The organism is Streptomyces sp. NPDC026062 (assembly GCF_055568375.1).
The window spans coordinates 77,654-103,840 of sequence record NZ_JBVHOQ010000011.1; the positions used below are offsets into that span (position 1 = coordinate 77,654).

General features: G+C 71.3%; 21 protein-coding genes and 3 pseudogenes. 6 read left to right on the forward strand and 18 right to left on the reverse strand.

Going from position 1 to position 26,187, the window contains the following annotated elements; translation table 11 throughout:
* Nucleotides 1–61: 61 nt before the first annotated feature.
* The 4 genes from ACZ4LX_RS12640 to ACZ4LX_RS12655 form a co-directional block, all read right to left on the reverse strand.
* The gene (locus ACZ4LX_RS12640; RefSeq protein WP_467643304.1) at nt 62–1,537 is read right to left on the reverse strand and encodes a GntP family permease; all 1,476 of its coding nucleotides are present in this window, start codon (nt 1,535–1,537) and stop codon (nt 62–64) included.
* 120 nt (nt 1,538–1,657) lie between these two features.
* Nucleotides 1,658–2,095 (reverse strand): RidA family protein, encoded by a 438-nt coding sequence (locus ACZ4LX_RS12645; protein WP_467643301.1) that lies wholly within the window; start codon nt 2,093–2,095, stop codon nt 1,658–1,660.
* Between the two features lie 6 nt (nt 2,096–2,101).
* A complete protein-coding gene (locus ACZ4LX_RS12650; protein WP_467643298.1) occupies nt 2,102–2,860 on the reverse strand; it encodes an IclR family transcriptional regulator in 759 nt (252 codons plus the stop codon).
* A gap of 73 nt (nt 2,861–2,933) precedes the next feature.
* Nucleotides 2,934–3,986: a sugar kinase gene (locus ACZ4LX_RS12655; RefSeq protein ID WP_467643295.1), complete on the reverse strand. Its 1,053-nt coding sequence runs from the start codon at nt 3,984–3,986 to the stop codon at nt 2,934–2,936.
* Between the two features lie 334 nt (nt 3,987–4,320).
* Between ACZ4LX_RS12655 and ACZ4LX_RS12660 the strand changes: the two genes are divergently transcribed.
* Nucleotides 4,321–5,640, forward strand: coding sequence for an amino acid deaminase (locus ACZ4LX_RS12660; RefSeq protein ID WP_467643292.1), 1,320 nt, complete (start codon nt 4,321–4,323; stop codon nt 5,638–5,640).
* An 82-nt stretch (nt 5,641–5,722) separates the two neighbouring features.
* The gene (locus tag ACZ4LX_RS12665) at nt 5,723–7,357 is read left to right on the forward strand and encodes an N-acyl-D-amino-acid deacylase family protein (RefSeq protein WP_467643289.1); all 1,635 of its coding nucleotides are present in this window, start codon (nt 5,723–5,725) and stop codon (nt 7,355–7,357) included.
* 59 nt (nt 7,358–7,416) lie between these two features.
* Here ACZ4LX_RS12665 and ACZ4LX_RS12670 read toward each other — a convergent pair whose 3' ends face one another.
* The 8 genes and pseudogenes from ACZ4LX_RS12670 to ACZ4LX_RS12705 all read right to left on the reverse strand — a co-directional run.
* The gene (locus ACZ4LX_RS12670; RefSeq protein WP_467643286.1) at nt 7,417–8,139 is read right to left on the reverse strand and encodes a DUF981 domain-containing protein; all 723 of its coding nucleotides are present in this window, start codon (nt 8,137–8,139) and stop codon (nt 7,417–7,419) included.
* Between the two features lie 106 nt (nt 8,140–8,245).
* On the reverse strand, nt 8,246–9,169 hold the full coding sequence (locus ACZ4LX_RS12675) for a S1 family peptidase (protein WP_467643283.1): 924 nt from the start codon (nt 9,167–9,169) through the stop codon (nt 8,246–8,248).
* Between the two features lie 114 nt (nt 9,170–9,283).
* Nucleotides 9,284–9,943: a response regulator gene (locus ACZ4LX_RS12680; protein WP_467643281.1), complete on the reverse strand. Its 660-nt coding sequence runs from the start codon at nt 9,941–9,943 to the stop codon at nt 9,284–9,286.
* Complete coding sequence (locus ACZ4LX_RS12685; protein ID WP_467643279.1) at nt 9,940–11,094, reverse strand: sensor histidine kinase; 1,155 nt, start codon at nt 11,092–11,094, stop codon at nt 9,940–9,942. The genes ACZ4LX_RS12680 and ACZ4LX_RS12685 overlap by 4 nt, the downstream gene beginning before the upstream one ends.
* A complete protein-coding gene (locus ACZ4LX_RS12690; protein ID WP_467643276.1) occupies nt 11,091–11,927 on the reverse strand; it encodes a lysostaphin resistance A-like protein in 837 nt (278 codons plus the stop codon). Before ACZ4LX_RS12690 ends, ACZ4LX_RS12685 begins: the two co-directional genes overlap by 4 nt.
* Nucleotides 11,928–12,100: 173 nt before the next feature.
* Nucleotides 12,101–12,991, reverse strand: a complete 891-nt coding sequence (locus tag ACZ4LX_RS12695; RefSeq protein WP_467643482.1) for an AraC family transcriptional regulator — start codon at nt 12,989–12,991, stop codon at nt 12,101–12,103.
* Between the two features lie 139 nt (nt 12,992–13,130).
* Nucleotides 13,131–13,934, reverse strand: coding sequence for a DUF3626 domain-containing protein (locus ACZ4LX_RS12700; protein ID WP_467643479.1), 804 nt, complete (start codon nt 13,932–13,934; stop codon nt 13,131–13,133).
* 282 nt (nt 13,935–14,216) lie between these two features.
* Nucleotides 14,217–14,636, reverse strand: a pseudogene (locus ACZ4LX_RS12705) (class I SAM-dependent methyltransferase); the annotation flags it as partial.
* 406 nt (nt 14,637–15,042) lie between these two features.
* Here ACZ4LX_RS12705 and ACZ4LX_RS12710 point away from each other — a divergent pair.
* Both ACZ4LX_RS12710 and ACZ4LX_RS12715 read left to right on the forward strand, forming a co-directional pair.
* Nucleotides 15,043–16,254, forward strand: coding sequence for a pyridoxal phosphate-dependent aminotransferase (locus tag ACZ4LX_RS12710; protein ID WP_467643274.1), 1,212 nt, complete (start codon nt 15,043–15,045; stop codon nt 16,252–16,254).
* Between the two features lie 140 nt (nt 16,255–16,394).
* Entirely contained in the window at nt 16,395–16,808 is a 414-nt protein-coding gene (locus ACZ4LX_RS12715) for an SCO4983 family protein (RefSeq protein WP_467643272.1), read from the forward strand.
* 425 nt (nt 16,809–17,233) lie between these two features.
* Here the strand turns inward: ACZ4LX_RS12715 and ACZ4LX_RS12720 are convergent, their stop codons facing one another.
* Nucleotides 17,234–19,060: a phosphoenolpyruvate carboxykinase (GTP) gene (locus tag ACZ4LX_RS12720; protein WP_467643269.1), complete on the reverse strand. Its 1,827-nt coding sequence runs from the start codon at nt 19,058–19,060 to the stop codon at nt 17,234–17,236.
* 212 nt (nt 19,061–19,272) lie between these two features.
* On the opposite strand from ACZ4LX_RS12720, the gene trhA reads away from it, so the two are divergent.
* A complete protein-coding gene (gene trhA / locus ACZ4LX_RS12725; protein WP_467643266.1) occupies nt 19,273–19,971 on the forward strand; it encodes a PAQR family membrane homeostasis protein TrhA in 699 nt (232 codons plus the stop codon).
* 191 nt (nt 19,972–20,162) lie between these two features.
* Here trhA and ACZ4LX_RS12730 read toward each other — a convergent pair whose 3' ends face one another.
* Nucleotides 20,163–22,184, reverse strand: coding sequence for a thioredoxin domain-containing protein (locus ACZ4LX_RS12730; protein WP_467643263.1), 2,022 nt, complete (start codon nt 22,182–22,184; stop codon nt 20,163–20,165).
* A gap of 85 nt (nt 22,185–22,269) precedes the next feature.
* On the opposite strand from ACZ4LX_RS12730, the pseudogene ACZ4LX_RS12735 reads away from it, so the two are divergent.
* Nucleotides 22,270–22,568: pseudogene (locus ACZ4LX_RS12735) on the forward strand (DNA-binding protein); the annotation flags it as partial.
* A gap of 33 nt (nt 22,569–22,601) precedes the next feature.
* Here ACZ4LX_RS12735 and ACZ4LX_RS12740 read toward each other — a convergent pair.
* The 4 genes and pseudogenes from ACZ4LX_RS12740 to ACZ4LX_RS12755 all read right to left on the reverse strand — a co-directional run.
* Nucleotides 22,602–22,691: pseudogene (locus tag ACZ4LX_RS12740) on the reverse strand (DUF255 domain-containing protein); the annotation flags it as partial.
* A gap of 30 nt (nt 22,692–22,721) precedes the next feature.
* Nucleotides 22,722–23,762: a DMT family transporter gene (locus ACZ4LX_RS12745; protein ID WP_467643261.1), complete on the reverse strand. Its 1,041-nt coding sequence runs from the start codon at nt 23,760–23,762 to the stop codon at nt 22,722–22,724.
* Nucleotides 23,759–24,877 carry an arginine deiminase family protein gene (locus tag ACZ4LX_RS12750; protein ID WP_467643258.1) on the reverse strand — a complete coding sequence of 373 codons (1,119 nt, stop codon included), beginning with the start codon at nt 24,875–24,877 and terminating at the stop codon, nt 23,759–23,761. Before ACZ4LX_RS12750 ends, ACZ4LX_RS12745 begins: the two co-directional genes overlap by 4 nt.
* Nucleotides 24,874–26,064, reverse strand: a complete 1,191-nt coding sequence (locus tag ACZ4LX_RS12755) for an ATP-grasp domain-containing protein (RefSeq protein ID WP_467643257.1) — start codon at nt 26,062–26,064, stop codon at nt 24,874–24,876. The genes ACZ4LX_RS12750 and ACZ4LX_RS12755 overlap by 4 nt, the downstream gene beginning before the upstream one ends.
* Between the last annotated feature and the right edge of the window lie 123 nt (nt 26,065–26,187).

A 26,187-nucleotide genomic window follows, 5' to 3' on the forward strand; every position in this document is an offset into this window, starting at 1 on the left:
GCGGGACGCCGTCGCGACCGGCCGCCCGGAGGCCGGATCGCGACCGGCCGCCGCCCGGAGGTCAGATCACCAGGCTGAGCAGCGCCGCCACGGCGAACCCGGCGACCGACAGGACCGTCTCCAGGACCGTCCAGGACTTCAGGGTGTCGCGCTCGGAGATGCCGAAGTACTTCGACACCATCCAGAATCCGCCGTCGTTGACGTGCGAGGCGATGATCGATCCCGCCGAGATCGCCATGATGATCAGCGCCAGGTGCGGCTGCGAGAAGTCCTGGTCCTCGACGAGCGGGACCACGATGCCGGCGGTGGTGACGATGGCGACCGTCGCCGAGCCCTGGGCGATGCGCAGCACCGCCGAGATCAGCCAGGCGAGCAGGATGACGGGCAGGCCGACGTCGTTGAACGTGTCGGCGAGCGCGTCCGCGATGCCACTGCTCTTGAGGACGGCGCCGAAGATGCCGCCCGCGCCGACGACGAGCAGGATGTTGCCGACCGGCTTGAGGGACGAGGTCGACACCGATTCGAGGGACTTGCGGGACCAGCCGCGCCGGATGCCGAGCAGGTAGTAGGCGAGCAGCAGCGCGATCGTCAGGGCGACGAACGGGTTGCCGAAGAACTCGATGACGGAGCGGAGCGTCGAGGGGTCGAGCGCGATGGAGGAGAACGTCGCGGCGAGGATCAGCACCAGCGGGGTGCCGATGATCGCGAGAACGGTGGAGAGCGCGACGGGCGCCTCGTGCGGGGTGACCCCGGCGGCCCGCTGCTCGGCGACGACCGCGGCCTTCGCCTCCTCGGCGGCGTCGGCCATGTCCTGCGGGACGTCGACGAAGATGCGCTTCCCGATCCAGGCGGCGTAGCCCCAGGCGGCCAGGACGGACGGGATGCCGACGACGGCGCCCATCAGGATGACCCAGCCGAGCGAGACGTGGAAGAGGCCGGCGGCGGCGACCGGGCCGGGGTGCGGCGGCAGGAACGCGTGCGTCATGGACAGGCCCGCCAGGAGCGGCATCGCGTAGAGCAGGACCGACTTGCCGGAGCGTTTGGCCGCCGCGTACACGATCGGCGCGAGGACGAAGATGCCGACGTCGAAGAAGACCGGGATTCCGAAGATCAGACCGGTCAGGCCCATGGCGAGCGGGGCGCGCTTCTCCCCGAAGAGGTTCAGCAGCCGGGCGCTCAGCACCTCGGCCCCGCCGGAGACTTCGAGGATCGCGCCGAGCATCGTGCCGAGGCCGATGATGATCGCGACATGGCCGAGGATGCCGCCCATGCCGGATTCGATGACGGAGACGGCAGCGGACTTCTGCACCGTGCCGAAGAGTTCGGTGACGGAGAGACCCGCGCCCAGGCCGACGGCTATGGAGACGGCGAGCAGCGCGACGAACGGCTGAAGCCTGACCTTGATGATCAGGAAGAGGAGGAGCGCGATCCCGAGGACGGCGATGGTCAGCAGACCGGCCGTCCCGCCTATGAGGAGGAGAAGACCGCCGGTGTGGGGTGGCGTCTCGGCCGGTGGGGGGCTTGCGGCGAGCAGCATGGGTAACTCCGTTGTCGTCCATGGAACGCGGGCAGGGTGGCGCGCGGCACGGCACCCCGGTGGGGCGGGGGGCCGTGCCGTGCGTGGTGCGGTGGTGCGGGTGCGGCAAGGGGTCCGGGCTCAGCCGAGGACCGCGAGGGCGTCGATCTCGATGAGCAGGCCCTTGGGCAGGCCGACGTAGACCGTCGTGCGGGCGGCGGGGGCCTCCTTGAGGTTCTGCTCGCCGAAGTAGGCGTTGTAGATCTCGTTCATCTCCGCGAAGTGGTCCACGTCCGTGAGGTAGACGCGCATCATCATCACGTCGTCCCAGCTCGCGCCGCCCTCATCCAGGATCGCCTTGACGTTGGCGAAGGTCTGGAGGGTCTGCTCGCGCAGGGTCGGGCCGGCCGGGGTCGGGGCCTGGCCCTCGACGGCGGGCAGGAAGCCGACCTGGCCGGCGACCTGGAGGATGTTCCCCTTCCGCACCCCGTGCGAGAACTTCGCGGGCGGGGTGGTGTGGGTGCTCGGGGTGAGCGGGGTCTTCGCGGTCTTTTCGGTACTGCTGATGCTGTCGGTCATCGCTGATCAGACTTTCTTGGGTCGGTTGGTGCCGGAGTACTCCCGGCTGATGGTGTCGGCGGTGCGACGGACCAGAGGGAGCAGAGTGAGAAGTTCCTCGGCCGTGACGACCACGTTCGGCGCCGAGACCGACATGGCGGCGACGACGCGCCCGTCCGCGCCGCGAATGGGGGCGCCGACGCAGTTGATGGACTCCTCGTGGCCGCCGAGGTCGGTGGCCCATCCCTGTTCGCGCACGGTGGCGAGTTCCTTGAGGAAGGCGCCGGGTCCGGGTGTCGAACGGGACGTGTACATGGGGTAGTCGAGCTTCTCGGCGACGGAGCGCCGCTCGGCCTCGGAGAGGTCGGCGAGCAGGAGCTTGGCCACGGCGGCGACGGTGATCGCGACGGGTTTGCCGATACGGGAGTACATCCGGACCGGGTAGCGGCTCTCGACCTTGTCGATGTAGAGGACCTCGTTCTCCTCGTACACGGCGAGGTGGACGGTGTGTCCGCAGTTCGCGTTGAGCTCGACGAGGTGCGCGTGGGCGATCTCCCGTACGTCGAGGTTCTCGACGGCCTCCTGGGCGAGCGCGAAGAGCCGCGCGCCGAGGCGGTAGCGCTGGTCCTGCTGGCGGTAGACGAGCCCGTGCTCGTGGAGCGTACGGAGCAGGCGCAGGGCCGTGGACTTGTGGACGCCCAGCCGCTCGGCGACCTGCCCGAGGTCGGCGGGTCCCTGCGCGAGCAGGGGCAGGATGCTCAGTGCCCGGTCGACGGTCTGGCTCATGCCCGTGCCCCGCTGCTCTCGGCCCGGTGTCCGCCGGTGACGCCCCTCGTGTCCGGCCGCCCGCTGCGCTCGCTCATGTCGTACGTACCTCCGTGTCGTCCCCCGTCCACCCGGGGCCGAGACGCAGTCTCCCCCAGTCGGCGTCGCTCAGTGCCGCGAGCCGGTCCGCCCGGTCGCGGCCGGGCGGGTCGGTGAGGTCGCCGGGGACGGTGAGGACGGCCGCGGCCATCAGGTGCCCGTGCCGGGCCCGGTCGCGGACGGGCAGCCCGCGCAGGGTGGCCGAGAGGAACCCGGCGGCGAAGGCGTCACCGGCACCGACGGGGGCGACGACGTCGACCCGGAGGGCGGGGACGTCGGTGACCGTGTCGGCCGGGCCCGTTTCCCGGGAGAACACCGTCGCCCCCTCCGCGCCCCGCTTCACGACCACCACCGCGGGTTCCGGCAGCGCTTCGCGGATCGCGTCGGCGCCCTTCACCCCCCATGCCTCCGCCGCCTCGTCGTCACCGACGAAGACGAGGTCGGCACGGCGGGCCAGGTCCAGCAGGACGCCGGGGGACGCGTCGGCGGTCCGCCAGAGGCCGGGCCTGTGGTTGACGTCGAAGGAGACGAGCGGGCGGCCGGGGCGCGGGGCGGTCAGCTCGCGCAGCAGCGCCAGGCAGTCGGCGGAGAGCGCCGCGGTGATACCGGAGAGGTGCAGGACCCGGCAGCCGGGCAGGGCCCCGTACGGGACGTTCGCGGGGGACATCGCGGATGCCGCGGACCCGGCCCGGTAGTACGCCACCTCGTGGACGTCGGTGGCGCGGTCCGTCGCCGTACGGAAGTAGATGCCCGTGGGCCGGGACGGATCGCGCTGCACGGCGGAGGTGTCGACGCCGTACGCGGAGACCGCCTCGACGAGGTGGTCGCCGAAGCCGTCCGCTCCGACCCGGCTCACCCAGGCCGCGCGGTGGCCGGCCGAGGCGAGGGCGCAGGCCACGTTGGACTCGGCGCCGCCGATGCCCCGGCCGAAGGACGGAACGTCGGCGAGGCGTCCGGGCCGTGAGGGCAGGAACGTCACCATGGACTCACCGAGGCACACGACATCGGCGGTCGCTTCGGCATCGGTCCTGGCCGGGGTTCCGGACACTCGGGCTCCTCGGAATCGGGCGGGCGGGGTGGCACCGGGTCTCGTCATTGACCGGGCATCGGCTCGGATGTTAGACACCCTTGAGCGATATGCGCAATGGGTGTTGCATATGCTGCAACGACAATGTGGCAGCCCGGCACACCCTCTCCGCATGACGACCAGTAACACCCGGTATCCCGAAAACACCCGATGACGCACCATGACGCCGAATACTTCACCTGACTCCGCATGACCCCGAATTCCCCCGCACGGCCCTGAATGACCACGAATGACCTCGCACGACTCCGCACGACCTCACACGGCTTCGCATGACTTCGATCGAGGAGGCACCCCCATGGCCGCCGAACGCCCCGTTGCCGCACCCGCCGCATCCGCAACCGCGCTCGCCGCGCTCGCCGACGAACGGGTCGACCACCGGTTCAAGGCGCTCCCGCCCGACGCGGCCGGCCTGACCGTCGGCGGCCTCGCCGCCGAGCGGCGCAACCTCTTCACCGGTGGCTTCACCACCCCGGTGCTCGCCCTGTCGGCCGAGTCCGTCGAGCACAACCTCGCCCTGATGGAGACGTACGCCCGGCGCCACGGCCTCGCGTTCGCCCCGCACGGCAAGACCTCCATGTCGCCGCAGCTCTTCGCCCGCCAGCTGGAGCACGGCGCATGGGGCATCACCGCGGCGGTACCCCACCAGGCGCGGGTCTACCGGGCGTTCGGAATCCAGCGCATCTTCCTCTCCAACGAACTCGTCGACGCGGCGGCGCTGCGGTGGCTCGCGGGCGAGCTCGACGCCGACCCGGACTTCCGCTTCCTGTGCTACGTCGACTCGGTGCGCGGCGTCGAGCTGATGGACGAGGCCCTGAGCGCGGCGGGCGCGTCCCGTCCGGTGGACGTCGTCGTGGAGCTCGGCGCGGGCGAGGGTGCCCGCACGGGTGCCCGTACCGAGGCCGACTGCGCCTCGGTCGCCGACGCGGTGGCCGCCGCCGGGACGCTGCGTCTGGTGGGCGTGGCCGGTTACGAGGGCGAGGTGCCGGACGCGACCGGCGAACGGGTACGGGACTGGCTGCGCCGGCTCGTCGCGCTGGCCGCCGGCTTCGACGCGGCTGGGCGGTTCGCCGCGTCGGCCGCCGATGAGCCGATCGTGATCAGTGCGGGCGGCAGCGCGTGGTTCGACGCGGTGGCGGACGTGTTCGCGGAGATCCCCGAACTCTCCTCCCCTGTACTCAAGTTGCTCCGCTCAGGAGCGTACGTCTCGCACGACGACGGGCACTACCGCCACCTCACCCCCTTCAACCGGGTCCCCGAGGAGGGCGCGCTGCGGCCCGCCTTCCGGCTCTGGGCCCAGGTCGTTTCGCGCCCGTCGGCCGGGCAGGCGTTCCTGAACGCGGGCAAGCGGGACGCCGCCTACGACCTCGATCTGCCCCGGGCGCAGGTCGTGCGGTCCGGGCGCGACGGCTCGGTGCGGGCGGCGACCGGGATCGAGGTCACCGGCCTGTCGGACCAGCACACCTGGGTACGGACGGACGACGGGGCCGAGCTGGAGGTCGGGGACTGGGTGGGCATGGGCCTGTCCCACCCCTGCACGAGCTTCGACAAGTGGCAGCTGATCCCGCTGGTGGAGGCCGACGGCACGGTCACGGACTACGTCCGCACCTTCTTCTGATCCCGATGATCCCGGCCGGTGCGCGGGGGACGGGCGCCGTGCCCCACCCCCCGGCCGGCCGGCCCCCGAAAGGCATCCCCTCATGGACCTGGTCATCCGCGACGCCCGCGTCATCGACGGCACCGCCACCCCCTCCTACCGCGCCGACGTGGCCCTCACCGGCGGCCGCATCGCGGAGATCCACCGCGCGGACTCCCCGGGGCCCCGCCCCAGCGCCGCCCGGACGCTGGACGCCGACGGCCTCGCCCTCTCCCCCGGCTTCGTCGACATGCACGCCCACAGCGACCTCGCCCTGCTGCGCGACCCCGACCACAGCGCGAAGGCCGCACAGGGCGTCACCCTCGAAGTGCTGGGCCAGGACGGGCTGTCGTACGCCCCCGTCGACGACCGCACGCTCGCCGAGGTCCGGCGCTCCATCACGGGGTGGAACGGCGACGGGAGCGACATCGACTTCGACTGGCGCACCGTCGGCGAGTACCTCGACCGGCTGGACCGCAACTTCGACGGCCGGGGCATCGCGGTGAACGCCGCCTATCTGATCCCGCAGGGCACCGTCCGGATGTACGCGGTCGGCTGGGACGACCGGCCCGCCACCGACGCCGAACTGACCCGGATGAGACAACTCGTCGCGCGGTCCATGGCGGAGGGTGCCGTCGGCATGTCCTCGGGTCTCACCTACACCCCGGGCATGTACGCGGACGACGCCGAACTCACCGCCCTGTGCCGGGTGGTGGCCGAGCACGGCGGCTACTACTGCCCGCACCACCGCTCGTACGGCGCGGGCGCGCTGGAGGCGTACGAGGAGATGGTGCGGCTCACCCGCTCCGCGGGCTGCGCCCTGCATCTCGCCCACGCCACCATGAACTTCGGCGTGAACGAGGGCCGCGCCCCGGAGCTGCTCGGCCTCCTCGACCGCGCGCTCGGCGAAGGCGCCGACATCTCCCTCGACACCTACCCGTACACCCCGGGCTGCACCACCCTGGTCGCCATGCTGCCCAGCTGGGCGAGCGAGGGCGGCCCCGAGTCGGTCCTGACGCGCCTGGCCGACGACGCGACGGCGGCGAGGATCCGCCACGACCTGGAGGTCGTGGGTTCGGACGGCTGTCACGGCGTGCCCATCGAGTGGGACACCATCGAGATCTCCGGCGTCAGCACGCCGGACCTCGCGCACCACGTCGGCCGTACGGTGGCCGAGTCGGCCGGGCTGCGCGGGGAGGAGCCCTGGGTGACCGCACGGCGGCTGCTGCTGGACGACCGGCTCGGGACGACGATCCTCCAGCACGTGGGCCATGAGGAGAACGTCCGGCAGATCATGCGCCACCGCGTCCACACCGGCGGCAGCGACGGAATCCTCCAGGGCGACAAGCCGCACCCCCGGGCGTACGGCACGTTCCCGCAGTATCTCGGCAGGTACGCACGGGACTTGGGCGTCCTCTCCCTGGAGGAGTGCGTCGCCCATCTCACCTCGCGCCCGGCCGCCCGGCTGCGGCTGCCGGACCGGGGGTACGTACGCGAGGGCTACCGCGCCGATCTGGTGCTCTTCGATCCGTCGACGGTGGCGGCGGGCTCGACGTTCGAGGAGCCCCGCACCCTGCCCGTCGGCATTCCGCACGTGCTGATCGACGGCCGCTTCGTCATCGAGGACGGGAAGCGCACACAGGTACTGGCCGGCCGGTCGGTGCGGTCGACGGGGCGGCGGCGGAACGGGGGCGGGTGACCCCCCTGCCGCTCCGGACGGCCTCGGCGGCCGGGACCGCCGAGGCCCGGACGGCTGGTTCACATGGTGTTGACGATGAGGCCGATGTGGGTGAAGTAGTTCAGCCCGCCGAAGAACAGGAACGCCAGCCCCGCCAGTGCCCAGACGACGCCGATGACGGGGGTCATCCAGGTCCGGGGCCTGCGCAGCGCGAACGGGAACAGCAGCGCGCCGATGCCGACCAGGACGTACAGGCCCGACATGAAGCTCGCCTCCAGCATCGGCCAGTCGGCGAACTCCCCCGAGATGGGTTCCTCGGGGGGTGCGGCGAAGAGGGTGTACTTCCAGCCGGCGGCGGCGATCCCGAAGCAGGCGAGCCCGAGGCCGAACACGAAGACCGAGAGGGGCCCGGAGACGCGGGCCGCGCGGGCGACGCGGTCGGCGTCGTTGATCTCGGCTCCGCGTTTCCAGAGGTAGAAGCTCGCGGCGAGGAGGAAGACGCCGAAGGCGAGTGCCGGTTCACCGAAGATGACGTTGTCGAACGGGAAGCCCTGTCCGGCGAGGGGCCAGGTCAGGGTCATGTGGAGGCCGGTGGTGACCAGGGTGAAGCCGATGGCTCCGAACGCCAGGGCCCAGCCTTCCGGGGTGACGGTGCGCCCGGGCGCCAGGAGCTGGTACCCGAGCGCCACCACGAGCAGCAGTCCGGCGCCGGCGGCCACCGACATGATGGTGTTGTACGTCGGCATCCTGGTCCAGTCGATCTTCAGGCCGGATGCCGCCAGGGGGAGGACGTGAGGGATCATGCACGGAGCGTATCGCCGCATACCGGACTTATCGCCCATTGAGGTGGGCGTCACCCGAGCGAGAACGGCGGCGGGGCGGGCGCATCGTCCCGCCCCGCCGCACCCGTCACGGCTTGGGCAGTGTGCAGCCCGCACGGTTGAGGTCGAAGACGTTGCCGGTTCCGATGCACGGCACGATGCCGTAGGTCTCCTGGGCGTAGTTGATGCCCTCGCGGACCGTCACCTGCCCGTTCTCGTCGACCTCGCAGGGGTTGTTGTCCGTGCACTCCTGCCCGTCCTCGTTGCCGGTGTTGTTGACGGCGACGACCTTGCCGGTGGCGTTGTCGATCACCGGCGAACCGGATGTGCCGCCGATGGTCTGGCAGGCGGAGGTGTAGCGGACCGAGTCCTTCCAGGTCCACTCCCCCTCCTTGAGGCGGTAGACGAAGCCGTCGACGTTGCAACTGTACGTGCGCTTCCAGTACCCGGACACGACGGTGATCGCGGTGCCCTGCACCGGGTGCGCGGTGTTGAGCTCCAGCGCCTTGATGCCGTAGGTGCTCTCGATCTGGGCGTACGTGGAGGTGAGCTGGTACACCGATATGTCGGTGTCCGTCATCGTCCCGTACGCGACCTTGCTCGCCCGCAGCGTGCCGACGCCGGTGCCCGCGGAGTTCAGCAGGGTGAAGCTGCGGGTGGAGGACTTGTTGAACACGACCTCGCCGGGGCCGGGGAACCCGGACTCCAGGCAGTGGCCGTTGGAGAGTACGAGCGCGGGGTCGCCCGGCTGGGAGGCGGGCGTGCGGACGACCGATCCCGAACAGTTGCTGAGCGCCACGGTTCCGGCGAAGTTCACGGCCTTGGGCTTGACCTGCGCCTGGGTGGCCGCCCGGCCGGACGACACCGCGTCGGCCGCCGCGTGGCCGGCCGACGCCGCCGCACCGAACGTGCCGGACGCTGCCGCGTCGTGGCTTGTGGCCGCTGCCGCGGGCACGGTGCCGGCTCCGAGGAGCAGCACCGCGAACAGCGCACCGACGAGAGGCTTCTTCATGTGGGGGTCCCCTCAAGTGACCTGCGCAGAGCGTGGGAAGCCTCTGCGACCGGAGTTCTTCCGGTTTGACATGCGCATGGTGGCGCACGGGAGGGAAGCCCACAAGGGGCGAATTCAGGTCACCAGGCCCTGTCGGTAGGCGTACACGACGGCCTGGACACGGTCACGGAGTCCGAGTTTGGCGAGGATGCGTGACACGAACGTCTTGACGGTCTCCGGGCTGATGAGCAGGGCCCCCGCGATCTCGGCGTTGGAGAAGCCGTCCGCGATGAGGCGCAGGACCTCCAGTTCGCGCGGGGTCAGCGGGATGTCGTCCGGGGTGCCGCCGGCGGGCCGGATCCGGGCGGCGTACCGGCCGACCAGCGTGCGGGTGACCTCGGGGTCCAGCAGGGCCTGCCCCGTCAGCACCGTCCTGATTCCGTGCAGCAGCCGGGCGGGCGGCGCGTCCTTGAGCAGGAAGCCGCTCGCTCCGGCGCGCAGCGCCTCGTAGACGTACTCGTCCAGATTGAACGTGGTCACCACCAGCACCTTGACGGGGTCCGGCACCCCGGCGCCGGCCAGCAGGCGGGTGGCCTCGATGCCGTCGAGCACCGGCATGCGGATGTCCATCACCACGACGTCCGGCCGCAGCCGGCCCGCCATCTCGACCGCCGTCCGCCCGTCACCGCACTCGCCGGCCACTTCGAGATCGGGCTGGGCGTCGATGATCGTGGCGAGTCCGGTACGGACCAGGATCTGGTCGTCGCAGACGAGGACCCGGACCGGGGCGGTCACGAGGCGCCCCCCGCGGGTATGCGGGCCCGGACGACGAATCCGCCGTCCGCGCCGGGGGCGGCGCTGAACTCGCCGCCCAGGACGCCGACCCGTTCGCGCAGCCCCACCAGGCCCCGCCCGCTCCCGCCCGGGACCGGAGCCCGCGTGCCGGAGCCGTCCGTGGAGACCTCCACCGTGATCCCTCTTCCACTGTGCCGTACCTGAACCGAAGTACGGCTTCCTTGCGCGTACTTGAGGGCGTTCGTCAGCGCTTCCTGCACCACACGGTAGGCCACGAGCTCGGCGCTGCCGGTCGCTGCGGCCGGGGTGCCCTCCTCGGTGAACTCCACCGGCTGCCCCGCGCGGCGGGTCTGCTCCACGAGGGTGAGGACCCGTCCGGCGGCCGGTGTCCTCGGCTCGGCCCCGTGGCCGGGATCGAGCAGGCCGAGCAGATGCCGCAGGTCGGCGATGGCCCGTCGGCCGGTGTCGGTGACGGCGGTCAGGGTCTCGTCGAGCCGTTCGGGTGCGGCGGTCAGGTAGCGGGCCGCCTCGGCCTGCACGACCATCGCCGTGACGTGATGGGTCACGACGTCGTGGAGTTCGCGGGCGATCCGGGTGCGTTCGGCGACCAGGGTGTCCTCGGCGACGCGGCGGCGGCGCTCGCTCTCCGCCCCGCGGGTGGACCGCAGCCACGCCCCGGCGCCCCAGGCGAAGGCCAGCACCAGGTAGAACGTGACGAAATCGATGGGAGGTTCACCGGTTCCGTACCGGAGGAGTACGAGCGCCAGTGGCACGTACGCCGCGGAGAGCAGCAGCACGACGGCCCGCCGGTGCCGTTCCAGATGGGACCCCGCGCTCAGCAGGGCGATGGGCAGCGCGGCACCCGCGACCAGGTGGTAGCCGCGGAGCTGGTCCACGGCGAAGCCGAGCGACACCAGGGCGGCACAGACCGCCGGCCACCGCCGGCGCGCGGCGAGCGGAAGGCATTCGAGGGCCACGACCACGACGGCCGGCGCGTCGAAGGGGTGGGCGGGCATCCCGCCGAGCTGGGTCCCCCGGCTGTGGAGCGCGGGCACGAGCGATGCCGCGAGCAGGAACAGCCCGAGCGGAAGATCACGCAGGGTCATGTCGAGCCGGCGCCACTGCCCGGGAAGGCGCGGAAGGCTGGTCACCGGGAAACTGTAGTGGTGACCTCGGCCCGGACGGCCCGCCGCCGACGGGGGACCACATGGCCGCGCCAGTGGGCCAGCCACATGAACACGGCGGTCAGCACCACACCGAACGCCACCGCGTACACGCTGCCTTCGGGTCCGAAGGCGCCGCCGGTGACCGGCCTCGGGCCCGAGATCACGGAGTCCAGCAGTCCCCGCTGGGTGTCGTTGCCCGAGACCTCCGTGCTGAAGATGCCGGACGCGGCGTAGTTCCACCCGAAGTGCACACCGATGGGCAGCCACAGCGTGCGGGTGGCCGCGTAGGCGGCGGCGAGCATGCCGCCGGCCTCGATCGCGATGGCGGCGGCGCCCCACAGATCGGCGTCCGGGTTGAACAGATGCACCAGGCCGAACAGCGCGCCCGTCAGCGTCAGCGAGAGCCAGGTGCCCACGCGCTCCTCCAGGAGCCGGAACAGCACGCCCCGGAACAGCAGTTCCTCCGTCACCGCGGCGGCGGCCATGAAGCCGGTCAGCCCCACCGCGCCCGGGACGGTCCCCAGCCCCTCGACCGTGTAGTGGCCGAGGAGTGCGATGTTCGCGATGACGGCCCCGAACAGCGCGACGCCGATCAGCACCCCCCGGCCGACACCCGCCCCCGCGCCTTCCCGGGACAGCTCGGTGACCGGGCGGCGCTCGGTCCGCCCCACCACCCACCGGTAGACCGGCACCGCGAGCACGGCCGTCAGAAGGCCGAGAATCAGCGTGAGCCACGGATTCCCGTCCACCGCGGCGGTGCACCGACCGCCGATCATCGCCACCGCGGCAACGGCGGCGAGCTGCCAGACCACTCTCATGAGAACTCCTCAGCGGGACCCGCGGACGGTGTGCCCGCGGCTTCGCTCCGACGCTACGGATCCGGCGGGCCCGAGTCGTCACCGCGCGGTGGACACCTGCGCGTAGCTCTCACGGGGGACGGCCCGCGCCCCGCGGCCTGCTCAACAGACCGTGAGGCGCGGGCCGTTCGGGCTCACGCCGGGAGAGGCGCCGCCCGTCGGACCCCGGTCCGCTCCACCGGGATCCACAGCTGTGCTTCCGCCCGCTCCCCGTCCGGCGAGACACGGACACGCAGGATCTCCGGCCCCGGCCGGCTCCGGTACGGGTTGGACGGGAACCACTCCGTGAAGACGTCGCGCCACAGGTACTGGAGCGTCTGCGGGAAGGCGCCCGCACTGTCGAAGACGGCCCAGGTGCCCGCCGCCACCGGGAGCGCGTCCAGGTCGTCGGGGACGGGCGCGGAGCTCACCACCCCGTGGTAGTAGTCCAGTTCGGTACCCTCGGCCCTGCTTTCGGCGAGGTCGTCGCTCACCTGGACGATCCCCGCCGGCTCCTGGTCGGACAGGCTCCCGATGCGCTCCAGCGTCTCCTTCCCGATGCTCCGGACGAACTCGGCGATGGCCGGGTTCACCCCCTCATGCACCAGGGGTACGCGCGCCTTCCTCCCCACCACATGGAACTTCCCCTTCTCCACGATCCGGTATCGCATGCTGCTGGTCCCTTCGACGACGAGGCGGAAGGACATCCGGGGCTGGGACCGCAGAGCGGCCCCGGTGCGTCTGGCCTCGCCGGGACCGATGCCGTGCATGGCCCGGAACGCACGGGCGAACGCCTCGCCCGAGGCGTAGCCGTACCGCACCGCGACATCCAGCAGCGTCCGCTCACCGGCCAGCACCTCGGCTCCCGCGACCGTGAGCCGCCGGCGCCGGATGTACTCCGACAGCGGGATCCCGGCAAGTGCGGAGAACATCCGCCGCAGGTGGTACTCCGAGGTCATCGCGATCCTGGCCAGCTCGGCGGCCTCGACACGACCGTCGAGACGGAGCTCGATGTGATCCATGGCTTCGTTCAGCCGCTCCAGCACCCGGGTCTCCTTCCCTTCGTCCACCACGCCAGGAAGGAACCCCCCTGCCCCACCCGACATCCTGTGCCCGGCCCGGCCCGCACGTCAGCGGGGCGGGGCGGGCCGGGGCGCCGCAGCGGGCCAGGCCCGGCCGGGCACGTCAGCGGGCCGGGGCGCCGAAGCGGGCCAGACAGTGCCAGACCCGCTTCAGGGCCTGGAGGTCATGGCGTCCGGCGCGGGCCGCGTCACCGATGATCCGCGGGTCCAGGACCCCGTCCTCGGCGATCTCCGCCCCGAGGGCGACGAACTCCTCGCCGCGGTAGTCGCCGTGCCGGCGCAGCTCCTCGACGGTCAGCCGGAACCCGCCGTGCCATTCGGTGGGGAACGGCAGAGCGCGGGCCGCCGCCTCCACCGGGGTGTCGCGGTAGCAGGGGTCCAGGACGAGGGCCTCGACATGCCGGCCCAGCAGGACAGGGCCGTGGATCTGGGCCTCGACGTAGTCGTCCAGCGCGTCCTGGTCGTCCGCCTCGGCCAGCTCGATCAGGTGCATGCCGGCCGCGACGCCGAAGTCGGCGGGCTCGGCGGCGCTGTCCGGATAGCAGAAGGTCGCACGCGACAGGGCCCCGGCGGTGAGCCTGAGGTGTGCCGAGCCGAACCTCGGTGCCGCCCCGATGGTCGCGCGCCGGAAATTCAGCGCCCCGTACACCGGACGCTGTCCGCCCGGCACGTCGTCGTAGGCACCGCCGAAGATCCGGCTCTCCCAGCGCCACCGGTCGCCGCCCGGGTGCGCGGTGAGGCCGCCGTTGCTGGTGCCCGTCACGAACTGCGACTGGTAGACACCGTCCTTCGCGAGGGCGTCCAGCACGAGCCGCCCCGCCGTTTCGCGGTCGGGGTGGAAGTTCAGCGTCAGCCGGAGCGAGGAGTCGACCGGCCGCCCGGAGGACAGGGACGCGACATGGGCCAGCGCCCGGGACGGGGCCGAGTGGGCCGGGCCCCCGGCCGCCTCCGCCGCCTCCGCCGCCTTGAGTACGTCGTACCCGACGAAGTCGAACATCCGCTGCCCGGCGCGAAGTTCGCCCGCCCCGTCCTTCCCGCCCGTGAACCGGTGCGCGCCGACACCGAAGCCCGCGTCCGGGTCCGACAGCCACAGCCGCTCGAAGCCACGCTCCTCGAACCAGTCGCAGACCAGCGGCACCCGGTCGGGCGCCTGGCGATGACGTGTCCACACGACCGTGCCACCCGTCCGGCACAACCGGGTACAGGTGTCGACGGTGCGCTCGATGCCGGCGTCGACGACATTGCCGAACACACCGCAGACCAGGACGAGATCGGCCGGGGCCAGGTCGAGGTAGTGGTCGGTGAGCGAGGCGTCGCCCGTCACCACATCCACCTGCGGCAGACCGGCCCGGCGGGCCGAATCCCGCGCGTATGCCACGTTTCCGGGGTCGAGCTCCACCAGCCGGGCCCGGACGTCGTCGCGCCGGGGGTGGTCCGCCAGTACCTCGACGAGGTCGCGCCCCTGGCCCGCGCACACGCTGACCACCACGAGCGGGCCCGGCGGCGCGGTGTCCAGCGCTTCCCGGATCCGGTCCTGGACGGTGCGCAGCCGCCGTGTCAGCCATGAATCGGGGGAATCGTACGCGTCGTGCCACGCATGCCAGTCCATGGCCGGGACCCTACGACGGGGGCGGCCGGCCCGTCATGCGGGTTACGGCCGGCGGCTGTCGCACCTGGCCGCCGCCGAGGACAAGGACGAGGACAAGGGGAAGGGGAAGGGGAAGGAGGAGCAGGGACGGCTACGGGACCGAGGAACGGGACCCGCGGAGCGTGGCCAGGGGCGGACCGGACGGCCGGACCCCGGGGCGCCGTGGCGCATCTCACCCGCCCCGGTCCGTCACGCCCCGGTTCCACCGCTTTCCAAGCCGAGGCCGGGTCCGCGCCCCGGTTTCCCACGGCTCCCGGGCACGGGCACATGGCGATGGAAGCCGGGGCGGCGGGCGGACGGACCCGGCTGGGTGACCGGCGGGGGAAAGGCCGGGCGGCCCGCGAAACACAGTCGTAAGCTCGCAGACATGCAGGTCATCCAGTCCACGAAGCTCGCCAATGTCTGTTACGAAATCCGGGGCCCCGTGCTCGAAGAGGCGATGCGGCTGGAAGCAGCAGGTCATCGCATCCTCAAGCTGAACACCGGCAACCCTGCCGCGTTCGGTTTCGAATGCCCGCCCGAGATCCTCGAAGACATCCTGCGCAACCTGTCCGGGGCGCACGGCTACGGCGACGCGAAGGGTCTGCTGTCCGCGCGGCGGGCGGTGATGCAGCACTACCAGACCAAGGGCATCGACCTCGATGTCGAGGACGTCTACCTGGGCAACGGCGTCTCCGAGCTGATCCAGATGTCGATGCAGGCGCTGCTCGACGACGGCGACGAGGTGCTCGTCCCGGCCCCGGACTACCCGCTGTGGACGGCGTCCGTCTCACTGGCCGGCGGCACGGCCGTGCACTACCGGTGCGACGAGCAGTCGGACTGGATGCCGGACCTGGCCGACATCGAGCGGAGGATCACCGACCGCACCAAGGCCCTCGTCATCATCAACCCGAACAATCCGACGGGTGCGGTGTACGACGACGAGATGCTGCGCGGGCTGACGGAGATCGCCCGTCGCCACAACCTGGTGGTCTGCTCCGACGAGATCTACGACCGGATCCTGTACGACGGAGCGACCCACACCCCGACCGCCGCCATCGCCCCCGATCTGATGGTGCTCACCTTCAACGGGCTGTCGAAGAACTACCGGGTGGCCGGCTACCGCTCGGGCTGGATGGCGGTCTGCGGGCCGAAGGCGCACGCCGGCTCGTACATCGAGGGGCTGACGATCCTGGCCAACATGCGGCTGTGCGCCAACATGCCCGCGCAGCACGCCGTGGCCACCGCGCTCGGCGGGCGGCAGTCGATCAACGACCTGGTGCTGCCGGGCGGCCGGATCCTGGAGCAGCGGGACGTGGCGTACGACCTGCTGACGCAGATTCCGGGCGTGACCTGCGTGAAACCGAAGGGGGCGCTGTATCTCTTCCCCCGGCTCGACCCCAAGGTGTACAAGATCAAGGACGACCGGCAGATGGTCCTCGACCTGCTGCGGGCCGAGAAGATCATGGTGGTGCAGGGGACGGGGTTCAACTGGCCGGATCCCGATCACTTCCGGGTCGTGACGCTGCCGTCGGCCAAGGACCTGACGGACGCCATAGGGCGGATCGCCCGCTTCCTGGACGGATACGGGCAGGTCTGATCCGGCACGGACAGGTCCGACCCCACAAAGGCGGGTCCGACCCCGCACAGGCATCGCCGACACCCGCCATCTCGAAGAAAGACAACTTTAGACTGAATCCAAGCTAGGATGGTCCCCACAGCACCACCAGGAGGCCATCCATGTACGAACCGATCCGCACCAAATCGGTCCACACACCGGCCGACCACGCCGGCGACTTCCCGCACCGCACCCGCGAGGAGGAGCTGGACATCCAGCTCGCCGGACACCTCGCCGCGCTGCTCGCGGTCACCGACGAACTGGGCCTCGGCGAGGCGGGCGACCGTATCGCCGAGCAGGTCGCCCGGTTGCGCGGCGCCCCGCCCGCCCGGCACGCCGGTCTGAGCGACGCGCCCGCCACCACCCTCCACCGCCGCGCCCACGCCCTCGCGGGCCGGGCCCTGGTGGTGGCGGCGTCCCGCGCGGACACCGTGGTCGCGATCCTCTCGGCCGAGCGCATGGACGCCCACACCGCAGCGGTTCCGGCCGCCGCCGACACCACCGCCACCCCGTCGCGACTGGTCGGCGCCCTCTGACGGCCCCGGTCCACGGGCCGTCGAGGCGCGTGGACCGGGTGCCACCCAGTCATGCCGGGCCATCGGTGCCGGCAGGCCGTGTCGGCGTGTTGCCGGGCCGTGCCACCCATGCGTGCCCCGCTCCGAAGGGACAGCCGTCCTGCGGAGCGGGGTTCTGCACGTCAGCGCCCGCCAGAAGGCCCGCACCGCCGGGCCGCACCGCACCGAGGGCCGCACCACCGGAGCCGCACCACCGGGCCCGCACCACCGGAGCCGTACCCGGAAACGGACGCTGTTGGCGCGGAAACGGGAGCGGCCCCCGGAACGCATCAGGTTCCGGGGGCCACTCCAGGGGCGTGTTCGTGCACGCCCCTGCCGCGGCAGGCCTTTGACCCCACAGGTCAGGGCGGATGTCGGGAGCCGGGCCGCGGAGATCGGGGGGACGGTCAGCCCAGGCGCTGGACCAGCGCGCGGTACTCGTCCCACAGTCCCTTCGGCGTGTGGTCACCGAAGGTGTTCAGGTGCTCGGGGATCAGCGCCGCCTCCTCGCGCCAGACCTCCTTGTCCACGTTGAGCAGGAAGTCCAGGTCGGACTCGGACAGGTCCAGGCCCTCGGTGTCGATCGAGCCCTTGGCCGGCAGGATGCCGATCGGGGTCTCGACGCCCTCGGCCTTGCCCTCCAGGCGCTCGACGATCCACTTCAGAACGCGGCTGTTCTCGCCGAAGCCGGGCCAGACGAACTTGCCCGCGTCGTTCTTGCGGAACCAGTTCACGTAGTAGATCTTCGGAAGCTTCGACTGGTCCGGCTTGTCCGCGCCGACCTTCAGCCAGTGGTTCATGTAGTCGCCCATGTTGTAGCCGCAGAACGGCAGCATGGCGAACGGGTCGCGGCGCAGCTCACCGACCTTGCCCTCGGCGGCGGCGGTCTTCTCGGAGGCGACGTTGGCTCCGAGGAAGACACCGTGCTGCCAGTCGAAGGACTCGGTGACCAGCGGGACGGCCGAGGCGCGGCGGCCGCCGAAGAGGATGGCCGAGATCGGCACCCCCTTCGGGTCCTCCCACTCGGGCGCGATGATCGGGCACTGCCCGGCCGGGACGGTGAAGCGGGCGTTGGGGTGGGCGGCGGGCGTGCCGGACTCGGGGGTCCAGTCGTTGCCCTTCCAGTCCGTGAGGTGCTGGGGAAGCTCCTCGGTCATGCCCTCCCACCAGACGTCGCCGTCGTCGGTGAGCGCGACGTTGGTGAAGACGGAGTTGCCCCACATGGTCTTCATGGCGTTGGCGTTGGTGTGCTCGCCGGTGCCGGGCGCGACGCCGAAGAAGCCGGCCTCGGGGTTGATCGCGTGGAGCCGGCCGTCCTCACCGAACCGCATCCACGCGATGTCGTCGCCGATGGTCTCGACGGTCCAGCCGGAGATCGTGGGCTCCAGCATGGCGAGGTTGGTCTTGCCGCAGGCGCTCGGGAACGCGGCCGCGACGTACTTCGACTCACCGCGCGGCGGCGTGAGCTTCAGGATCAGCATGTGCTCGGCCAGCCAGCCCTCGTCACGCGCCATGACGGAGGCGATGCGCAGCGCGTAGCACTTCTTGCCGAGCAGGGCGTTGCCGCCGTAGCCGGAGCCGTAGGACCAGATCTCACGGTCCTCCGGGAAGTGCGAGATGTACTTGGTGGAGTTGCAGGGCCACGGGACGTCCTCCTGGCCCTCCTCCAGGGGTGCGCCGAGCGTGTGGACGGCCTTGACGAAGAAGCCGTCGGTGCCGAGCTCGTCGAGGACGGCCTGGCCCATGCGCGTCATGGTGCGCATCGAGACGGCGACGTACGCGGAGTCGGTGATCTCGACGCCGATCGCGGAGAGCGGCGAGCCGACGGGGCCCATGCAGAAGGGCACGACGTACATGGTGCGGCCGCGCATCGAGCCCCGGAAGACACCGTTGTCCCCCACGAAGATCTCCCGCATCTCGGCGGGGTCCTTCCAGTGGTTCGTCGGACCGGCGTCCTCCTCCTTCGCGGAGCAGATGAACGTCCGGGTCTCCACGCGTGCGACATCGCTCGGGTCGGATGCGGCGTAGTACGAGTTCGGGCGCTTGATCTCGTCGAGCTTGGTGAACGTGCCCTTGGTGACGAGCTCCCCGCACAGGCGCTCGTACTCGGCCTCGGAGCCGTCGCACCAGACGATCCGGTCCGGTTCGGTGAGGGCTGCGATCTCGTCGACCCAGGAGACGAGCTCCTGGTGGTGGGTGGGAACAGTGAGGGGAGCCGCGATGTCGCGCGCCACGATCGCTCCTTGGTGAGGGTGTCTGTCTGGTAGGTGCCCCGTGGGGGCCGCGACCCGGATGCTTCTACCCCTTCGAATTTCCCTGGCGCTCATCCGGTGCCGACCGCACTCATTTGATCATCCGGCCGTTCCGCCCATATGTCCAGGGGGCCGCCCACGTGAGCATCGCCACTCGTATCCGATACCTACGGTGGCGTAGGTACGATGCGGGAATGACTGCTGCCGCCGCCGCGCCCGAAACCGCCGGGCTGGAACCAGCCGCAACCACCCATGCCGAGCTGAAGCCACGTATGCGCGGCTGGCTGCACGCCGGAATGTTCCCGGCCGTCCTGATCGCGGGCATCGCGCTCATCGCGCTCACGGACAGCAGCCGCGGCCGGATCGCCTGCGGGATCTACATCCTCACCGCGTGCCTGCTGTTCGGCGTGAGCGCGGTCTACCACCGGGGTACGTGGGGGCCGCGCGGCGAGGCCGTGCTGCGCAGGCTCGACCACGCGAACATCTTCCTGATCATCGCGGGCACCTACACTCCGCTGACCCTGCTCCTGCTGCCCGAGGCCACCGGGACCCCGCTGCTGTGGGCGGTCTGGGCGGCGGCGGTCGCGGGCATAGCCTTCCGGGTGTTCTGGGTCGGCGCCCCGCGCTGGCTGTACACCCCCTGCTACCTCGCGATGGGCTGGGCGGCGGTCTTCTTCCTGCCGGACTTCATGCGGACCGGCGGGATAGCGGTGCTGGTGCTCGTCATCGTCGGCGGGCTGCTCTACAGCGTCGGCGGCGTCATCTACGGCATCAAGCGGCCGAACCCGTCACCGCGCTTCTTCGGCTTCCACGAGGTCTTCCACTCGCTGACCCTGGCGGCCTTCATCGTCCACTACGTCGGCATCTCGCTAGTGGCCTACAACCACAGCTGAGCACCCCCTCACCCTCACCCAGGGCCGCGGCCTCCGAGCCGCGGCCCTTTCGCGTGCCCCTCGCAGGACACCCCGGAGTGCGGCCCGCGGCCGTGATCAGCCTCCGGATCCGCCGCCTCCGAACGCGGGATCCGCCGCCCCCGAGGACGGGATCCACCTCACGGTCCGCGACCCCGGGCACGGGATCCCCTTCACGCTCCGCCGCCCCCCAGCGCCCGCGCCAGCACCTCCGGGTCGGTGGTCGGCGCCTCGCACACGAAGTGCCTGCACACATACGCCGTCGGCGCGCCGTCCACCATCGGACGGTCCGCCAGCAGCGGGAACTCCGTACCGGCCGTCTCGCCCGCCGCGACCACCGCGCCGGGCGCCCGCCCCAGCAGGGCCGTACGGTGCAGCACGCCGCCGACCGGTCCGGCGACCGCCACCTCGCGCGGCCCGTCGAGCAGCGCCTCGGCCACGGCGAGCCCCCAGCCGGTGAACCTCGGCGCCCTCGGCCCCAGGGCCTTCACCACACCCAACGCCCCTTCCGCGGCCGTGCGGTGGGGTTCCGATCCGGTGTACGCGGCGTACGAGAGCAGCGCACCGGCCGCCGCTGTCCAGCCTGCCGGGGTCGCGCTGTCGGTGGGGTCCTGAGGCCGGCGGATCAGCTGCTCGGCGTCGTCCGCCGTGTCGTACAACTGCCCTCCCTCGCCGGTGAAGTGCTGGAGCACGATGTCCGTGAGGAAGCCCGCGAACTCCAGCCAGGCCCCCTCGCCGGTGACAGCGGCCAGGGCGAGGAACCCCTCCGCCACATCGCCGTAGTCCTCCAGCACCCCGGCGTGCTCACCCGCGCGGCCGTCCTTCGACGTACGGACCAGCCGGGCGGCGGGGCCCATGTGGAGCCGCACCAGCAGGTCCGCAGCCTCGGTGGCGCGCTCGATCAGGTCGGGGCGGTCGAAGTACGCCCCCGTCTCGGCGAGGGCGGCGATCGCCAGCCCGTTCCACGCCGCGACCACCTTGTCGTCCCGCCCCGGCCGGGCACGCAGCTCACGGGCGGCGAGCAGCCGGGCCCGCACACCGGCGGCGCGGGCCTCGTCCGCGGCGTCGGCCGCCGGGAGCTGAAGCACCGAGAAGCCCTCCTCGAAGGTGCCCTCGTCGGTCACCGCGAAGAGCTCAGCCGCGAACACGGCGTCCTCCTCGCCCAGCACCTCGCGCAGCTGCGCGGGGGTCCAGACGTAGTACGCGCCCTCGACGTGCCTGCCGTTCGCGTCCTCGCTGTCGGCGTCCAGCGCGGAGGCGAATCCGCCCTCGGCGGTGCGCAGTTCGCGGACCATGAAGTCGGCCGTCTCCAGCGCGACCCGGCGGGCGAGTCCGGAGCCGGTGGAGCGCCACAGGTGGGCGTAGACACGGCAGAGCAGGGCGTTGTCGTAGAGCATCTTCTCGAAGTGCGGAACGACCCACTCCCGGTCCACCGCGTAGCGGGCGAAGCCACCGCCGAGCTGGTCGTAGATCCCGCCCCTGGCCATGGCCTCGCAGGTGTCCGACGCCATCTGGAGGGCGCCGTCCGCCCCGGTGCGGGCGTGGTGGCGCAGCAGGAACTCGATCGTCATCGACGGCGGGAACTTGGGCGCGCCACCGAAGCCGCCGTGCTTCTCGTCGTACTCCCGGGTCAGCCCGAGCAGCGCCTGGGCGAGCTCCGGCTCGCCGGGCACCCCGTCGCCGCCCTGGGCGAGGGTGCGGTCGGACAGATCGCGGACGATGCGTGAGGCGACCTCGCCGACCTCGTCCCTGCGGTCGGTCCAGGCCGCCGTCACCCCTTCGAGGACCTGACGGAAGGAGGGCAGGCCATGACGGGAATCGGGCGGGAAGTACGTGCCGAAGTAGAAGGGCTCGGCGTCCGCGGTGAGGAAGACGGTCATGGGCCAGCCGCCCTGCCCCGTCGCCGCCTGCACGGCCTCCATGTACACGGCGTCCACGTCGGGCCGTTCCTCGCGGTCGACCTTGACGTTCACGAAGTGCTCGTTCATGTACGCGGCGGTGACTTCGTCCTCGAAGGACTCGTGCGCCATGACATGACACCAGTGGCACGACGCGTAGCCGACGCTGAGCAGCACCGGAACGTCCCGCCTTCTGGCCTCCTCGAACGCGTCAGGCGACCAGGGCCACCAGTCGACGGGGTTGTCGGCATGCTGGAGGAGGTACGGGGAGGTGGTCTGCGCAAGTCGGTTGGCCATGGCCCCAATCCTCGCGCACCCGCCTCCACCGCACCCGCGCGCCACGGGGCGGAAGGCGAACGGGCAGGTGGGGCGGGGCTGCGCTGGGGTTCCCGTCCTCGTGTCCGCGCTGACCATCGTTGAAGCCGTGCACGGGAAGACCGGTCTGGCGCGTTTGAAGTGGGTGCTCTCCCGACTGCGAGTGGAACCGGTCAGCCAGGAGGACTCCCTGACTGCCGTGGGGCTGCTTCAGGAAGCGGGCGGGCTGCACGGGCACAAGTACGCAATCGACGCCCTCGTCGCCGCGCTCGCGCTCCGTGTCCCGGCCCCGTGATCGTTCTGGCCTCCGACCGCGACGGCTGGTCGAAGCCCTGCGGGAAGCGCGTGATCATCAGAGACGTGTAAGCACCGTCTACTACCGCGTCTGTGAGTTCACTGGCACCAGTGGCGCGCTGAGCAGCCCCACCTGAGCAGCACCGGCACATCCCGCCTGCCGGCCTCCTCGAACGCTCCGGGCTTGGCGCGCAGCGGCGCCGGGTCGGCCGAGGCCTCTCGAAGTCACCCGTCGTCGGGAGTGCCATCGGCCGCCACTCGCGGATTCGGGTCCGGACCCCCCGGACCCCCCGGACGCTCCACAGGGCTGAGCCGCTGCTCCTCCTCGGTGGTGGCGGGTGGAGGAACAGCGGCGCCCGCATCCGCACGCTGGAAGCAGTAGAGCGCGAGCAGCATGACAGCGCCGCCCAGGAACTGGAGCTGATCCATGCCCTCGTCGAGGATCAGCCACGCCAGGACCGCGGCCACGACCGGACGCAGCAACCCGGACATGGACGCGAGGGCGGGGTCCACGGTCCGCAGCGCATAGGTCATCAGGCCGTGACCGAACAGCTGGCTGACGAGTGCGTAGCCGAAGATCAGCGCGTAGCCGGAGACGCTCTTCGGCAGCAGGGGGTCGCTCGTCAAGAACGCCACTGGTGCCAGCATCATCATGATCACGAGTGAGTTCGTGAGCATGATGATGCTCGTGGGAACGCGTTCCCGCAGATGTTTGGTCAGGAGAAGGAACACGGCGTACAGCGCCGCGGATGTCAGAGCGAGTCCGTCGCCGAAGGCGTGCAGGCTGCTCGGCGCTTGGTCCCCCCCTCCCATCACGACGAGCGCGCCCCCGGCCAAGGCGATGAACACCGCCACCAGCTTCATCAGGGCGATGCGCTCGCGGAACGCCAGCCAGGCGAAGAGCAGCACGAACACGGGCGAAGCGTTCATCAGAAAGGCGGTGTTGGCCACGGTGGTGTAGTTGACCGCCCACTGGTTGGCCAGCAGATCGAGCCCGGAGACGATGCTGGCCAGCACGAGAAGTCCCATGTCCCGGCCGCGTATGTCCCGCACACGCACAGCAGCGCTCCGCGGTGCGAGTACCGCCCCGAGCAGCATCGATGCGACCAGCATGCGCAGCATGAGCGTCGCGGTGGGGTCCACGTCGCTCAGGCGCACGAAGATGAAGGCGGAGCCGATCCCTACGACGCTGCCCGCGAGGGCGAGTTGCCCCCGGATGTGTTCAGACCGTGTGACAGACGGGCCCGTCCCGGGTGCCTTCGTCATGAAGTCTCGCTCTCCTGTTCCGGAACACGAACGGTGTTGAGTGCACAGTGAACGCTTCCGAAGAGCTTGTGATGTTCGTCGAAGGGCACACCGACCACCTCGATCCCCTTCGGCTCCAGGAGTGACGCCAGCGCCTTGTGGGCGGCGGTCGAGGTGAGGACGGTCCGCCCGTCAGGGAGGAAGAAGCTGTTGGCGGCGAAGAGGAGCTGTTGCGCGGCCGGGAGGGGGACGACCTCGGCGCCCGCGGCGTGCAGTGCCTCGCGGAGGGTCGTCGCGACGGCGCCGGATTCGTCCGGGCCCCGATGAACGACGGCCGACACCTCGACGTCGTCGAGCCGGTCCTCGGCCACGACTGCGATGTCCGGGCCGAGGGCAAGCCAGTGGTCGAGGTGGAACTCCTCGGGCCGCCTGCGTCCGTCCCGCACGCTGATGACGGCCCGCTCCCCGGTCAACAGCTGCCGGCGGAGCCGGTCCATCGCTTCCGGACTGCTCCGGAAGCCCCCGCTGAGCACGGCGAGGCGCTGCGAGACCGCGACGTCCCCGCCCTCCAGCCACTGCCCTTCCCCGGCGGTGAGTTCGGCGGGCCTGCCCCGGAGCTGTTCGAGGACCGCCTTGACGACCGCTGTCTCCCGCGCCCGGTCCTGCCGGCGCAGCCGGCCGAGCGCCACCGACTCCCCCAGGTCGACGTAGTGGTCGCGGGGGAACATCAAGCCGAACAGGGGGCGGATCTCGTACGACTCGTAGACGGCGTCAGGGCTGATCTCGGCGAGCTGGGGATCGGCATGGGTGCGCAGATGCGGTCGGCGGATCACGATGTCCGCCAGGTCGTTGCCGCTCCAGCTGTCGAGCGCCGCCCGGATGCCCGGCCAGCGGTCCGGGTCGTCGGTGCCGACCGCGGCGGCGGCGAGGTCGACGAGCGGCTCCCGGGGGCCCTCCGTCAGGAGCTGACGAATGCTCAGGCACTCGGCCCCGCGGCTGACCAGGGCCTCCCTCAGCGCGGCCGACTCCGCGGCGGCACGGCCCGGATCGTATGGGGGGTCCTCACCCATGAACAGCGCCATCTCGGCCGGCATGACGTCGCCCGGGTTCTGTGTCAAGAAGACGATACGGCTCATCGCCCCTCCTCCGTCAGCACATAGGAATAGGTCTGCAGCGTCTCGGCGACCGCGTCGGCGACGTGTTTCGCGGACGGCGCGCGGTAGCGGAACCGTCCGAGCAGTTCCTCGTAGCCGCCCTTGCCGTCGAAGCGGTGGCCCGGCTCGGGCAGCACCTCGGCGTACAGACACTCCACTCGTTCCAGCGGGCTCTGCCTGGAGACCAGGGTCAGTCCGGCCGGTTCCGGCAGCATGAGGAAACCCGCGTGCTCACGTGGGGCGCCCTCGGGCAGTGTCCGCGGAGGCTGCGACATGACGACGCGGAGCCAGTCGCCCACCAGATCCACCCCGTAGACATCCTGCAGGACGAACGGTATTTCGCCGCCACCGACTCGCGCTCCGACTTCGAGGAAGACGGGCCCGTCGGCGCCCTCGATGACCTCCAGGTGGAACGCCCCGTCGCGCAGGTCCAGCGCGTCCAGACACCGGCCGGCGAACGCGCCGATGAGGTCGGCCTTCTCGTCGAGGCGCACCACGGAGGCGAGCGGCTCGCCGCGCGTGAACTCGTAGCAGGTGCCGATGTACTGGGAGCTGAGCTGGAAGCACGTGCGGCCCCGGTGCCGCAGGCCGTCGACGTGCCAGATCGGCCCGGAGACGTGCTCCTCGGCCTCGTACTCGGCCAGGTCGAGACCGGCGAGTGCGGCGACGGGGTCGGTGCCGGGCTCGATCACGACGACTCCGCCGGAGGCCGCGCCGGCGCGCGGTTTGGCCACCACCGCCCCTCCGCAGGTGCGGGCGAACTCCACGACCTGCGCGACCGACGTGACGGAGGTGAACCGCGGAGCCCGCAGGCCTGCCTCGGCGATGGCCTCCTTCATACGGGGCTTGTCCCGGAACAGCTGGGTGGCCCGCACCCCGGGACCGGGCACACCCAGATGGTCCCGGACGGCGGCAGCGGTCAGCAGGTCGAACTCGGACTGGGCGAACACGGCGTCGAAGGGCCCGGCCTCCCGGTGACACCGCTCGGCGGCGCGGAGCACCTGCTGCTCGTCGCCGAGCGAGGGCAGCACCTCCAGGTGGCGGCCCGACCGGGCCATGGGCACGTGGTCCGGAACCGTCACGTAGGAGACCTCGTGCTCCTGGTGGTCGACGTACCGGTCGTACTCCGCGAAGCAGTCGCTGTGCCGGTTGAGAATCAGAAGACGCATGCCACGGTCCCTCCAGTCGCTTTCTCCGCCAGGGCGTCCACCCGGGCCGCCGCGGCTTCGCGCGCCGCGCGGCCATGGTCGCGCGCGAGCATCCCGTGACCTCTCTCGTGCGTCAGGGGCGCG